Source organism: Mycobacteroides abscessus ATCC 19977 (genome assembly GCF_000069185.1).
GTDB lineage: Bacteria > Actinomycetota > Actinomycetes > Mycobacteriales > Mycobacteriaceae > Mycobacterium > Mycobacterium abscessus.
Genome location: NC_010397.1, coordinates 150,608 through 163,623, shown reverse-complemented (window position 1 = coordinate 163,623; position 13,016 = coordinate 150,608). Strand labels below are relative to the sequence as shown.

The window sequence follows — 13,016 nt, the reverse complement described above, 5'->3', positions numbered from 1 at the left end:
ACTAGTCACATTTGTCCCATACGTAACATCCCTGGTGGTCGTGTCGCTCCATGCGGCACGTCCGTGTGATCCAGGAGAGACGACGTGCCCATGCGAGTCAGCAAGATGCCGGTGAGACGGCAGCTTGCGCTGGCCGTTGCCGCCACCGCGACGGTGATGACCGTCAGCGTGGTCGATCACATCAAATCCGGACAGGCCGAAGAGACCGCGATCACCTCGCAGTCCTTGCAGAACGCCGCCACGCACGATGTCTTGACCTCCGAGGTCGGGCTCCCCGGCCCGAGCACTCCGGCCACCGTCCATGACATCCAGCAGGCCGACTCCTTCAGCCTGATCGCCGTGCGCGGCGAAGACCTTTCCTCCCTGGACGTATCCGTGCGTGCCCAGCAGACCGACGGCAGCTGGGGGCAGTGGTACGAGCTCGATCCCGTCGAGTCGGGCGATCCGGCCGCCGAGCACAAGGGGATTCCCGCAGCGACGGAACCGGTCTTCGTCGGATCCACCCACTCCGCGCAGGTCGCAGTGCAGCCGAAATATGGCGCGAACGTGAAGTCCCCCAAGACCGACAATCGCCGCACCCCGGCCGATGCCGGTTTGGGCTACCGGCCCGCGAGCATCGAACAGCCGCTGACCACCGGGCTCGATGCCATCCTGATCAGCCCCAAACTGGCGCCGCCCGACGCCGCCCGGTTCGAAGAACGCTGGTCGGCACCGGTGGCGCTGCCGCAGGCGGGACCACGGATCATCACCCGCGCGCAATGGGGTGCCAACGAATCAGACCGCTGCCCACCGGTTTACAACAGAGATGTGCGCGCGGGCGTGGTCCACCACACCGCCGGAAGCAACAACTATTCGCCGTACGATTCCGCGGCGATCATCCGGGCGATCTACGCGTATCACACCAAAACGCTCAAGTGGTGCGACATCGCCTACAACGTCCTGGTCGACAAGTACGGACAGATCTTCGAGGGCCGTTTCGGCGGCATCACCAACAACGTGCAAGGGGCGCACACCGGCGGATTCAACGAGCACAGCTGGGGCATCGCACTGATCGGCGACTTCACCCGCGATGAGCCGTCACCGGCGATGCTGCAGGCTGCCGGACGTATCTTGGGTTGGCGTTTACGGCTGGCCGGAGTCGACCCTCGCGGCCAGGTGGACCTGGCCTCGGAAGGCGGGCCCTTCACCACCGTGCCCGGAGGAAAAGTCGTCACGCTGCCGACGATCTTCACCCACCGCGACGTCGGTAATACCGAGTGCCCTGGAGAGGCGGCCTACCGTCTGATTCCGCGCCTACGTGACATCGCCGCCGGCGCGGCCAACGGTGAACCACCCGACCTGGTGGATTCCCTTCGCGGCGGCGCCATCTACGACACCTGGACGCGGCTGGGCAGCGCCGAAAGCGACCTCGGGGCGCCCACCTCCGTCGAGCAACAGGCCGTCGGCGAGGCCCGCTTCGCCACCTTCCGCAATGGCGCGATGTACTTCTCGCCCGGCACCGGCGCCCACCCCGTCGTCGGCGCCATCTATCACGCCTGGGCCGAGACAGATTTCGAGCGTGGACCGTTGGGGCTCCCGGTGACCGATGAAATCGGCGAGCCCAACATCATCGTGCAGAACTTCCAGAACGGGTCCCTGATCTACGACCGGGCCAGCGGCCGGGTATCGAGCGTGATCAACGGCGAGACCCGCGAGATACTCGGGGTGGCCCCGGTGGCGCAAAACGCCTTACCCGAACAGTTCTCGGCCCCGGCGGCGCCCGCGGCACCTCCCCCGCCCGCACCGGCTCCGCCTCCCCCGCCGCCGCCCGTCGAGCAGTTCGCACCCGCCAACTAGCGAGCCGGCAGCACTCAGCCCCACCAGCGTTCGAGAACCTTGGCCACGCCATCGTCGTTATTGGTGGCGGTCACCTCATTGGCAGCCGCGCGCGCCTCCGGGTGTGCGTTACCCATCGCCACTCCGTGGCCCGCCCATCGCAACATGGCGACGTCATTGGGCATGTCACCGAAGGCAATGATCGATTCGGGCTGCACCCCTGCCTGTTTCGCTACTATCGCGATTCCGCTGGCCTTGCTGATTCCAGTGGGCATTACCTCGATGAGCCCGTTGTCGGTGGAATAGGTGATAGCCGCACCCGCCTCGGTCACCAGGGGCGCCAATACCTCGGCCATCTCCGAGCTACGAGCTCCAGCCTTGCGCACCAACAACTTCACCGCCGGGAAGCTCAGCAAATCCTCGAGGGACACCTCCGTGTTATCGGGGTTCAGCCATGCATGCTCATAACCCGGCGAGCTGACGAACTGCGGCGTGGCGGCATCGTGTGCACTGCGCCCCACCCGTTCCACGGCCAGGCCCACCCCGGGGATGGCCGCCTGCGCCACCTCGGCCAGCACCGCCAGTTCCGACGGACTGAGCGTGGCGGCCGAGATTATCCGGTCGTTTTCGGCGTCATACAGAACGGAACCGTTGGCACACACAGAAATCGGCGCGAAACCGAGAGCGTCGACGATCGGGGTGATCCATCGGGGTGGGCGGCCGGTAGCCAGGACGAAGGCCGATCCGGACTCGACCGCGGCGGTGATGACCGCACGCGTGCGTGCGGACAAAATCTCGGCAGAATCGATCAGGGTCCCGTCCACATCGGACGCGATAAGGGCTGGATGGGTCACGCGTGCCCCGGATCCGTCTTTTTCCGGGCCTTCCTGCGGGCCCGTTCGGCCAGTTCCTCGCTGTCGAGCACGGCTGCCTCCTCCACTGTGGGGGCAGTGCCGCCCAAACGCCTGGGCAACCAGTATGCACCTGGTTCACTGGGATAGTCCTGCTGTGCCTGGACCAACAACAGCTCCATAGCATCGTGCAATTCGGCGGTGGTGCGCTCGAAATCAGGGGAGGCCGCCAACGCGGCCCCTACCGCTACATTCACTGGAATTCTGCTGCGCCCCAAGTCCTTTGGATGATCCTTCGTCCAGATGCGCTGCGCGCCCCAGACAATGAGCGGCACGATGGGCACCCCGGCTTCGTGGGCCATCCGCGCGGCGCCGGTCTTGAATTCCTTGAGCTCGAAACTGCGGCTGATGGTCGCCTCCGGGTACACCCCGACAATCTCTCCGCTGCGCAGGCTGTCCACCGCCGCCTCATAGGCACCGTGGCCCGCACTGCGATCCACGGGAATCGCCTTGGCATGTTTGATCAGGAAGCTCATCACCGGGACTTCCTGCATCTCTGCCTTGAGCATGAACCGCATCCGCCGTCCGGCACGAACCATCGCCAGCCCCGCGGGCAGGAAGTCGACATAGCTGGTGTGATTGATCGCGATGACCGCGCCACCCCGGGACGGAACCTGCCCCAAACCTCGATATCTGACTTTGGTCCCCGTGAGGAAGACCGCCGCATGCGCCGTGATTTCAAGGAGTCGGTAAACCGGTTCCATCTAGCTTTCTTTCTGTGCCCCATCCTTTTGGGCCTGCTGGGCCTGCTTTTCTGCCTCGCGCGCGGCGCGCTGGGCCTTGCGCTCGGCAGCGTCCTGAGCATCCCAGCGGGCGGCCTCGGCCAGCGTCGGCGCGGAGCCACCCAGCCGGTGCGGCACCCAATACTCCCCGGCCGGATGCGGGCCGTAGTCGTCCTGCACCTCCAGCAGCAGGTGCTGCATGCGGGCGTGTAGCAGCGCAGTGAGCTCCGAGACCGGCAGCGTCGGCGCGATGGGTGCACCGACCGCGATCGAGATGGGCGTGTTGGTGCGGCCCAGATGCTTCGGATGGCCCTTGGTCCAGATGCGCTGCGCGCCCCAGATGACGTGCGGGACGATCGGCACCCCGGCCTCGATGGCCATCCGCGCGGCCCCCGATTTGAATTCCTTGATCTCGAAGCTCCGGCTGATGGTCGCCTCCGGGTACACCCCGACCAACTCACCCGCCTTCAGCTTTTCGACGGCCTCGGTGTAGGACGCCGCGCCGTCGACACGGTCCACCGAGATATGCCGGCAGCCCCGCATGATCGGGCCGGTGATCTTGTTGTCGAAGGTTTCCTTCTTTGCCATGAACCGCACCTTGCGCCCCTTTTTCTGCAGGAACGCCGGCAGCCCGGCGAAGGTGAAATCCATGTACCCGGTGTGGTTGATGGCCACCACCGCCCCGCCTTCGGTCGGCAGGTTCTCAACACCCGTAACCGTGAACTTCAGGCCTTGAATCGCCCAGACGGTGCGGGCAAGCCCGATCACGGTTCCATAGACAGGCTCCACGTGACGAGCCTAGCGCTGGCGGTCCGGCTTGCACACCGGATACCCGTCTAGCGCTGCACCCCGCCCCCGCCGTCGGCGACGATCACCTGCCCGGTGATGAACGAACCCGCGTCCGACAACAGCAGCAGCGCAGGGCCGATCATTTCGTCGGTGTGCGCCACCCTGCCCATGAAGGACTGTGCGGCCATCGCGTCGATGATCTCCTGCGGGTTCTGCTGCAGCATGTAGGTGTCGACGGTGCCAGGCGCCAGCGCGTTCACCCGGATACCGCGAGCCGTGTATTCGGCCGCCATCGACCGGGTGAACGACATGAGTGTCGCCTTCATCGCCGCGTACATCGAGAGCATGGGCACATACTGGAACGCCGCCACCGACACCACATTGAGCACCGACGCATGCTCGCTGGCGGTCAGGTGCGGCAGCGCGGCCTGCACCAGGAACACCGGCCCGCGCACGTTGACGTCGAACGACTTGCCCAGCGCCTCGGGGGTGTAGCTGCCCATAGGCTGAGCCACGGGGTTAGCAGCCGCGTTGACCACGATGTCGACACCGCCGTACTCGTCGACCGTGGCAGTCACCAGGGCGTCGATATCGCCCAGCTCGCCCATGTGGGCGGGCACACCCAGCGCCCGATACCCCTTGTCGTGCAGTTCCTTCGCCGCGGCGGTACAGGCATCGGATTTGCGGCTCGACACCACCACCGATGCCCCACAGGCACCGAGTGCCTCAGCGATCGCGTAGCCGATTCCCCGGGTACCCCCGGTGACGATGGCCGTGCGCCCGGACAGATCGTAGAGCGACTGGAAGTCAGTGAGGTTCACGCTCGGCACTCTATTCGGTTGACGTCGCCGGGCAGACTGGAACGGTGACGATTCCGACCGAGCCGGTGACCATCCCCGATATCGTGGCACATCTCTCGGCGGGGCGCCCGGTGCTAGCGGTGTGGCACAACCAAATTGGCGGCCATACTTTTCAGATCGGTAGCGGCGCCGACCGCGAGTTCGTGAAGGTGTCGGCGCCGCACCCGGCCATCAACCTGCCTGCCGAGGCCGAAAGGCTCCGCTGGGCGCGCCGGTACACGACGGTGCCTACCGTGCTGTCCGTGAACACCGAAGGCCCTCTGCATTGGCTGCACACCGCGGGCATCCCGGGCGACAGCGCGGTGGCGCCGCGATGGATCGAGAATCCGGAGGTGTCGGTGCGCGCCATCGCGTCTGGACTGCGCGCGCTGCACGATCGACTGCCTGTCGTTGACTGCCCCTACAGCTGGTCGGTGGCCGCGCGGCTGGCCCGTATCCCCAATCCCGGTGGGCTGTCGGAGCACCCCGCGATCGATCGACTGGTGGTGTGTCACGGGGATGCCTGCGCGCCCAATACCCTGCTCGACGGCAACGGGAACTGGTGCGGGCATGTGGATTTCGGTGACCTCGGGGTCGCTGACCGTTGGGCAGATCTCGCGGTGGCCAGCTGGTCACTGGAATGGAATTACGGCAAGGGCTGGAATGACGCCTTCTTCGCGGCGTACGGCGTGACCGAGGATCCCGAACGGATGGCCTACTACCGGCGGCTGTGGGATTCCGAGGAGTGAACTTGCTGCCACCCCCCTGTGGCAAATTTCCGTAATCTAGATCGCATGCGTCCCACCACTCGCCGGTTCCTGCTGCTGGTAGCCCTTGTCGCAACCCTCGTCGTGGTGGGCGGTAGCGCCGTCGGCGTCTACCGTTCTCGCACGGCAACGCCGCCATTTCCTGTCGTCGACACCGTCGCACTGTCCCCGGGACGTGCCGCGGTGGTGCGCATCCTCGGGGAGGAATACGCCGCCCAGGCCGGGATGGCGAAGTATTCCGAGGGCAACGACGAGCCCTGGTGCGCCGATTTCACCAGCTGGGTGATGCGCGCTTCGGGCAAGCCGTTCTCCAATCCCAACTCCGGACATTGGCGCATCCCCGGCGTGTTGACGCTGACCGCGTACCTCAGGGACGCGGGACGCTACGAGACTCCCAGCTACGCACCAGAACCCGGCGACATGGTGCTGTACGACAAACCGAGTCCCAAGGGGCAGCATGTGAACATCGTGCTCATCAACGACAAAGGCACCCTCACCACCGTCGGTGGCGGGGAAGGCCGCGGCGTGGGTTTATCTACCTACGTGGCCGCCGACGATTCCGGGATCACCGGATACGGCCGCTACGAGTGATCACGGCGCCACCGATCGCAGCACGACCGGCGTATCGGCACGCTGTAGCTCACGCAGGAACTGCGCCATGGCCGGTGAAAGAGCCGCATCGGCGCGACGGACGAACACCGTTTCCACGCGGGCCCGCATCGGGGGCAACGGATGCATACGTAGCAGCGTCGCACGCTGCGAGGCGCTGACGACTCCGGCCGGCAGCAGGGAGACACCCATATCTGCCGCAACGCAACCCAATATTCCTTCAAGGCTACCGAATTCGAGGACTTGAGGATCAACGCCCTGCTCGGTGAAGATCTGCTGCAGCCGAGCGCGATAGGAACATCCATTGCGAAAGACGAGCATCCTGGTGGGTGCGCCGAAGACTTCGCTGATCTCCGTGTGCCGCTGGGCCGTCAGCAGGACCAACTCTTCCACAAATGCTAAATCCGTTGTCAACGAATCATTCTCGATGGGCCCGCAGACAAAGGCACCATCCAGTCGACGATCGGTCACCATGTCGATCAGCTCGGCAGTGGTGCCCGTGGCGAGGGTGAAATCCACCCGCGGACACGCAGCCGCAAATGCGGCCAGGACACCTGGTAGCCGCAGTCCCGCGGTGGTTTCCATGGACCCGATCGCCAGTGTCCCGGTGGGTTCGGCCTCATCGCCGACCACCTGAGTGGCTTCTCTCAGCAACGCCGTGATGCGCTCCGCATACGGCAGAAAGGCCTCACCCGCGTTGGTCAGGGCCATGCCCCGGGCATGCCGACGAAACAGCTCCACTCCGAGCTCGTCCTCCAGTGCCTTGATGTGGGTGCTGACGTTCGACTGCACGGTGTGCAGTCGCTTCGACGCATGCGAAATACCGCCGGCCTCGGCGACCGCGAGGAAATGCGTGATGTCACTGAGCTCCATAGCCGAAGTCAATCATGCGCCTGCGGCGGGCACTGCGAGCTCACCGGTCACGTACTGCGCGTGTCCGAAGCCGAAAGACCAATCCTGAGGGCCATTTTCGCTGATACCGACGAACAGGTCCGCACCGGTCACACCGACAGCACCGAGCCGGTCTGCCAGCTCTGCGAAGATCCGTTGCTTGGTCTCGGTTGTGCGGCCGGTCTGGGTGAAGATATGCACGATCACCACGCTGCGCGACCGCCGGAATCCCAAACCGGCGTCCTCGGCGATGATGTCGCCCGCGTCGTGTGCGGTGATGATCTGAAAACGATCTCGGGCAGGGATCTTCAAGACTGCGACGAGGCCCTCGTGCACGCCGTCGGCGATCGCGCGTTGTTCTGCCGGGGACCGATCCGCGGTGAGGTCGATGCGCACCAATGGCATAGGTCAGCTCCTTGATGTCGAGTTGATGGCAGCGGCCTGAGCCACCATGGACTCGATGATGTCGGCAACGCTCTCGACGCTTCGCACCTGTCCGATACCTTCACCGACGATCAGGTTGGCGGTGCGGTAATCCTCGGCAGCCACGCCGCTCTGATATTCAGACCGGGCCTGATCAAGATGTTGGGCAAGCTCGGCTTCGCGGCGATGCCACTTGTCGACGAAATCGTTGCGCAGTACCCGGCCGCTGTAGGCACTCGGCCAGCGCTTGCCGCGCACGATGTCGTAGACGTGCTGACGGATGGTGTCGTCGCCGCCCACCTGGAGCGCATGCCGCTGGGCGGCCCGGGAAATCGCGGCTTCTCCTGCAGCCCAGAACCGAGTTCCGACCAGCACACCGTCGGCCCCCAACGCGAGCGACGCCGCCAGTCCGCGGCCATCGGTCACCCCACCGGCTGCCAGCACCAGGATCTGGGGCGCGGTCCCGGCGACGAGGTCCACGACCTCCGGCACCAGCGTGAACGTGGAACGCCGCCCTTCTCCGTGTCCGCCGGCTTCTCCGCCCTGAGCGACGATGACGTCAGCGCCCACCTCGATTGCTCGCGCTGCCTGCCTGATGTTGTGCACCTGGCAGATCAACGGGACACCTGCGGCCCGGATACGGGGTGCGTACGGCGCGGGATCCCCGAAGGACAGAAAGAGCGCGGCCGGGCCTCGTGCCAGTGCGTGCTCCAGGACGTGCTCGTTTCCCTTCAGGGTCCAGGTGATGAATCCACATCCCACCGCGGCGGACACCTGGTCGAACTGTTGGCGCACCCAGTCCGCGTCGGCGTAGCCGCCACCGAGCAGGCCCAGTCCACCGGCGGCACTGACCGCACTCGCGAGGCGCGCATCGGCTACGTCGTCCATGGGCGCCAGGACCACCGGATGCTCGATGCCGAAGCGGTCCGTGAGCCGGGTGTTGAAGGTCATGCCTCAACCGTAGGATCGCGCGAAACCGCAGGTCCAACGGTTTCTAGCGATACCACTGTTCTGTATTTCAGAATGCTCCGTGATATAGCCGCCTGAACGGGAGAATTATCTGTCCCGTACCATCAGGAAGTGATCCTTCGTGAGATCGCGATCAGTCGTGAAAAGCAGCCGGATGCTTGGTATTTCGACATTCCTGCGATAGCCCGAATCGCCGCCGAACCCCTGCGGCTGACCACCGGTGTCACCGTGATCGTCGGCGAGAACGGCTCCGGCAAGTCGACTTTCCTCGAGGCGCTGGCATCCGCCTGGAGCTGGAAACTGCCAGCCGCCGTGAAGCATTGGGGGGCACAACCCAGCGGCGAGGACACCGACCTGCACTGGACATTCACCCTCGACGCGGAACATCCACGCCCCAGCGGAGGCTGCTTTCTGCGTGCCGAGGCCATGCATCAACTGTTCACAACCGTCGATGGGCGCACCCCGGAACAAATCTTCCACGGCAGGCTCAACGAGCGCTCGCACGGGGAATCGTTTCTCGCCTTCCTGGCCGAGCGGGACATGGAGCGGGGGCTGTTCATCCTCGACGAGCCCGAGGCCGCGCTGTCCTTCACCTCATCGCTGCAGTTGATGGCCATGCTCGACGGTGTGGTCGCCGCCGGATCGCAGGTCATCATGGCCACTCACTCCCCCGTGCTGGCCGCCTTCCCCGGCGCCACCGTCCTGGAATTCGACGAAGACGGTGTACAGCAACGCGATTGGGATGACCTGGAGATGGTGGGGCACTGGCAGCGCTTTCTTACCGACCCGCGCGCCTACCTGCGGCATCTGTTCGCAGCCGAGTGAGGCGGCAGGACTAACCGGACTGCGCCGCCATCCGGCGAGTAAGTCGCTCCAGGATCGCGGCAGCCTCGGCAAGAGTCCGCTGCTCTTCGGCAGGCAACGTACTCAGCCACGGGTCGAGCACGCCCTGCCGCTGGGCACGCATGGCGACAAGCGCCTCGCGGCCCTTACTGGTCAGCTTGATGCGCTGCGCGCGCTTGTCGGCGGGATCGACGCGCCGCTCGACATACCCGACGTCCTGCAGCCGCTTCAGCTGCACGGTCATCGTGGGCTGGCTGCAATGATCGGCTTGCGCCAGATCTGAGATCCGGGCGTCCTCCATCTCACCGACCAGCGCAAGGAGCCGCGCCTGCCCGGTGGGCACGGGTAGATCGGCGTAGCTGGATACCCAGCGGTTGAGCCGCGCAATGACGGTAAGTACGTCGGCAGTGAGGCCATCTGTGGTGGACACCCCATCGATTTTACGTAGCTTCGCTAAGCATCTGGTCCTCGTCCAGGGGATTTCGGCACACAAACAGCGGACCTACGCGCCCGTCCGCGCTTTGGCTACCGAAATCGCAGCTCGATAGGCTGGGAGCCATGCGAGTCACCAGTGTCGGCCATGCCGGATTCTTCATCGAGACGGCGGCGGGGAGCATCCTCTGCGACCCCTGGGTCAACCCCGCGTACTTCGCCTCGTGGTTCCCGTTCCCCGATAACAGCACCCTGGACTGGGACCGGTTCGGAAGCTGCGACTACCTCTACGTCTCGCATCTCCACAAGGACCACTACGACCCGAAGAACCTGACCGACCACGTCAACAAGGACGCGGTGGTGCTACTGCCGGACTATCCGGTGCCCGATCTGCGACGGGAGCTGGAGGGACTGGGATTTCACACCTTCGTGGAGACCGAAGACTCGGTGAAGCATCGGGTGAGTGGCCCCAAGGGCGACCTGGACATCATGATCATCGCGCTGCGGGCCCCGGCCGATGGGCCCATCGGCGACTCCGGGCTTGTGGTGTCCGACGGCACCACGACGGCTTTCAACATGAACGATGCCCGTCCGGTCGATCTGGATGTACTGGCCGAAGAGTTCGGGCATATCGACGTGCACATGCTGCAGTACTCGGGGGCCATCTGGTACCCGATGGTCTACGACATGCCCGCCCGTGCCAAGGAGGCCTTTGGCACCCAGAAACGCCAGCGCCAAATGGACCGGTGCCGCCAGTACATCGCCCAGGTCGGCGCCACCTGGGTCATCCCGTCAGCGGGACCGCCGTGCTTCCTCGACACCGGGCTCCGGGACCTCAACGATGATCACGACGATCCGGCGAACATCTTTCCGGATCAGCTGGTATTCCTGGATCAGATGCGCCAGCACGGCCACGACAAGGGTCTGCTGATGATTCCCGGCACGGTTGCCGATTTCACTGCCTCCGAGTTGAATTCACTGGAACACCCGGTTTCGACCGAGGAAGCAGAGGACATCTTCGGGGCGGGTAAGGCCGCGTATATCGAGGCGTATGCGCAACGGATGGCTCCCGTACTGGCCGCGGAGAAGTCCTCCTGGGCACCCGCCGAAGGCGAGCCGCTACTGGCTCCGCTACGCGCGAAGTTCGAGCCGATCATGGCGCAAACCGACCAGATCTGCGATGGCATCGGCTACCCGGTGGAACTGCGCCTCGGCAGCGAGACGGTGGTCCTGGATTTCCCGAAACGTATTGTTCGCGAGCCAATTCCCAACGAGAAGTATCGCTATGGCTTCGAGATCGCGCCCGAGCTGGTGCGTACGGTGCTGCGCGACGACGAACCAGACTGGGTGAACACCATCTTCTTGTCCACCCGGTTCAAGGCGTGGCGCGTGGGTGGCTACAACGAATACCTGTACACGTTCTTCAAATGCCTCACCGATGAGCGCATCGCCTACGCCGACGGCTGGTTCGCCGAGGCCCACGACGACAGCGCTTCGATCACGCTGGATGGTTGGGAGATCCAGCGCCGCTGCCCGCACCTGAAGGCCGATCTATCCAAATTCGGTGTGGTGGAGGGGAAAAATCTCACCTGCAATCTGCACGGTTGGGAGTGGAACCTGGAGAATGGGCGCTGTCTGACCTCCAAGGGCCATGAGCTGCGGTCCAGAAAGCTGGGCTAGCACGGCACCAGTTCGAACATCGGGATCACCCTGGTGATACGCGATTGGTAGTCGCCGAAGAATGCGTACTTGGCCGCGAGTGCCTGGAACATCCTGTGGCGCTCTTCCGAATTCAGTTCACGCGCCACGGCGGCGTAGACGTTAGGCACCACCTCGACGGTCACCTCTGGATTGGCGCGCACGTTGAAGATCCACGACGGCGGCCGTTCCTGTCCCCCGTTGGATCCCACGACGAAGCGACGGCCCCGATGTTCGAAGTACCCCAAGGGTGTCAGCCGCTGGATCCCCGACTTCGCGCCGGTGATGGTCACAATCAGCACCGGCATCTCGTCGTCGGGCACACCGGGTAGCTTGCCGCCGTTCTCCCGGAGTAGCCGTATCATCCGGTTATTGTGTTTCTGCACACCGCTTTCGGAAAGTTCGCGGTAAGTATCCGAGGTCACGCCTTCGGTCATGCCCCGACGCTAGCGCGAACTCAGCGGGCCGAACCCGTATATCCCGCCTAGCGGACGGTACGTACCCGCTGGCGCAACTCGGAAGCCGCATCGGACTCGGTGCTATAGACCCGCACCACGGCCTCGTCACCCGCTTGCAAGTAGGTGGACTCACCCAGCGGCGTGTACTTGGTCGCCCCGATCCCGATCAACACGTGCTCGGGATGTCCGGCGGCCACCATGAGCGCGCCGACGTCTTCCAACGGCGTGTCGGCGGACCCCTTCTGGTTGTCCAGGCGCTCGGTGATCCAGTCCAGCAGTACCTCGCCGTAGTACGAGTATCCGAGCAGCGGGCTGTCGACACCGTACGCGTGCTCCTGACCATCCGCGGTGTGCAGGTGGCAGTTGAGTCGCAGAGTGGCCGTAGGACCGTCCGGAGTCAGATCACTGACCTCGAAGAACTGTCGCGCAACACCTTTGGATGCCGCACCCCAATTTTTCTTGTGACTGATCTTCGGGGCGTTGGGCCGGCGGATTGAGCAGTCATTGAAGGCGCCCAGCGCGAACGGCTCAAGCGACACGACAACGTCGCCGCGCCAATTCACCCGGCATGCCAAACCCACCTCGGGTTCGATCTGCAGGTTCAGCGGCGTCTGGCTCTCGGGCAATACCGTCTCATCCTGCGAGAGCGGGAACTGTCCGAGGAACCCGTCGGCACCGGGCACGTACCACGGGAAGATTCCCTTGGGCGCGGACGTGCCGGCGGGGGCTTCGGTGACCACATTCACGAAATCCGCCGACTCTCCGGCCTGTTCGAGATGGCCGGCGAAGTTCCCGGCTACTCCGAAGCCGAACCAGGTACGGAGCTCGTTCAGCTCGACCTCGAACATCT

General features: G+C 64.7%; 15 protein-coding genes. 5 read left to right on the top strand and 10 right to left on the bottom strand.

Annotated features, from left to right (window positions below):
* Positions 1-90 precede the first annotated feature (90 nt).
* Positions 91-1,836 (top strand): N-acetylmuramoyl-L-alanine amidase, encoded by a 1,746-nt coding sequence (locus MAB_RS00995; protein ID WP_005113762.1) that lies wholly within the window; start codon positions 91-93, stop codon positions 1,834-1,836.
* Positions 1,837-1,850: 14 nt separating this feature from the next.
* Here MAB_RS00995 and MAB_RS00990 read toward each other — a convergent pair whose 3' ends face one another.
* The 4 genes from MAB_RS00990 to MAB_RS00975 are packed head-to-tail and all read right to left on the bottom strand — an operon-like array spanning position 1,851 to position 5,058.
* Positions 1,851-2,669, bottom strand: a complete 819-nt coding sequence (locus tag MAB_RS00990; RefSeq protein ID WP_005084092.1) for a Cof-type HAD-IIB family hydrolase — start codon at positions 2,667-2,669, stop codon at positions 1,851-1,853.
* Complete coding sequence (locus MAB_RS00985) at positions 2,666-3,430, bottom strand: lysophospholipid acyltransferase family protein (RefSeq protein ID WP_005112884.1); 765 nt, start codon at positions 3,428-3,430, stop codon at positions 2,666-2,668. The genes MAB_RS00990 and MAB_RS00985 overlap by 4 nt, the downstream gene beginning before the upstream one ends.
* Complete coding sequence (locus MAB_RS00980) at positions 3,431-4,237, bottom strand: lysophospholipid acyltransferase family protein (RefSeq protein WP_005084095.1); 807 nt, start codon at positions 4,235-4,237, stop codon at positions 3,431-3,433.
* A gap of 47 nt (positions 4,238-4,284) precedes the next feature.
* The gene (locus MAB_RS00975) at positions 4,285-5,058 is read right to left on the bottom strand and encodes an SDR family NAD(P)-dependent oxidoreductase (RefSeq protein ID WP_005112883.1); all 774 of its coding nucleotides are present in this window, start codon (positions 5,056-5,058) and stop codon (positions 4,285-4,287) included.
* A 44-nt stretch (positions 5,059-5,102) separates the two neighbouring features.
* On the opposite strand from MAB_RS00975, the gene MAB_RS00970 reads away from it, so the two are divergent.
* Both MAB_RS00970 and MAB_RS00965 read left to right on the top strand, forming a co-directional pair.
* The gene (locus MAB_RS00970) at positions 5,103-5,825 is read left to right on the top strand and encodes an aminoglycoside 3'-phosphotransferase (RefSeq protein ID WP_005084097.1); all 723 of its coding nucleotides are present in this window, start codon (positions 5,103-5,105) and stop codon (positions 5,823-5,825) included.
* 45 nt (positions 5,826-5,870) lie between these two features.
* Complete coding sequence (locus MAB_RS00965; protein ID WP_005091953.1) at positions 5,871-6,434, top strand: CHAP domain-containing protein; 564 nt, start codon at positions 5,871-5,873, stop codon at positions 6,432-6,434.
* On the opposite strand, the gene MAB_RS00960 is transcribed toward MAB_RS00965, so the two are convergent.
* The 3 genes from MAB_RS00960 to MAB_RS00950 are packed head-to-tail and all read right to left on the bottom strand — an operon-like array spanning position 6,435 to position 8,717.
* Positions 6,435-7,325, bottom strand: a complete 891-nt coding sequence (locus MAB_RS00960) for a LysR family transcriptional regulator (protein WP_005087496.1) — start codon at positions 7,323-7,325, stop codon at positions 6,435-6,437.
* 12 nt (positions 7,326-7,337) lie between these two features.
* Positions 7,338-7,748 (bottom strand): tautomerase family protein, encoded by a 411-nt coding sequence (locus tag MAB_RS00955; protein ID WP_005084102.1) that lies wholly within the window; start codon positions 7,746-7,748, stop codon positions 7,338-7,340.
* 3 nt (positions 7,749-7,751) lie between these two features.
* Positions 7,752-8,717, bottom strand: coding sequence for an NAD(P)H-dependent flavin oxidoreductase (locus MAB_RS00950; protein WP_005112881.1), 966 nt, complete (start codon positions 8,715-8,717; stop codon positions 7,752-7,754).
* 129 nt (positions 8,718-8,846) lie between these two features.
* On the opposite strand from MAB_RS00950, the gene MAB_RS00945 reads away from it, so the two are divergent.
* Positions 8,847-9,560: an AAA family ATPase gene (locus MAB_RS00945; protein ID WP_005091945.1), complete on the top strand. Its 714-nt coding sequence runs from the start codon at positions 8,847-8,849 to the stop codon at positions 9,558-9,560.
* Between the two features lie 10 nt (positions 9,561-9,570).
* Here MAB_RS00945 and MAB_RS00940 read toward each other — a convergent pair whose 3' ends face one another.
* Entirely contained in the window at positions 9,571-10,008 is a 438-nt protein-coding gene (locus MAB_RS00940) for a MarR family winged helix-turn-helix transcriptional regulator (RefSeq protein ID WP_005084105.1), read from the bottom strand.
* A gap of 128 nt (positions 10,009-10,136) precedes the next feature.
* Here MAB_RS00940 and MAB_RS00935 point away from each other — a divergent pair, with 128 nt between their 5' ends.
* Positions 10,137-11,690, top strand: a complete 1,554-nt coding sequence (locus MAB_RS00935) for an MBL fold metallo-hydrolase (protein ID WP_005084106.1) — start codon at positions 10,137-10,139, stop codon at positions 11,688-11,690.
* Here the strand turns inward: MAB_RS00935 and MAB_RS00930 are convergent.
* The gene (locus MAB_RS00930; protein ID WP_005084107.1) at positions 11,687-12,145 is read right to left on the bottom strand and encodes a nitroreductase/quinone reductase family protein; all 459 of its coding nucleotides are present in this window, start codon (positions 12,143-12,145) and stop codon (positions 11,687-11,689) included. The two genes, MAB_RS00935 and MAB_RS00930, sit on opposite strands and share 4 nt — an antisense overlap.
* Before the next feature lie 47 nt (positions 12,146-12,192).
* Positions 12,193-13,014 (bottom strand): DUF5718 family protein, encoded by an 822-nt coding sequence (locus tag MAB_RS00925; protein WP_005112880.1) that lies wholly within the window; start codon positions 13,012-13,014, stop codon positions 12,193-12,195.
* Positions 13,015-13,016: the final 2 nt, after the last annotated feature.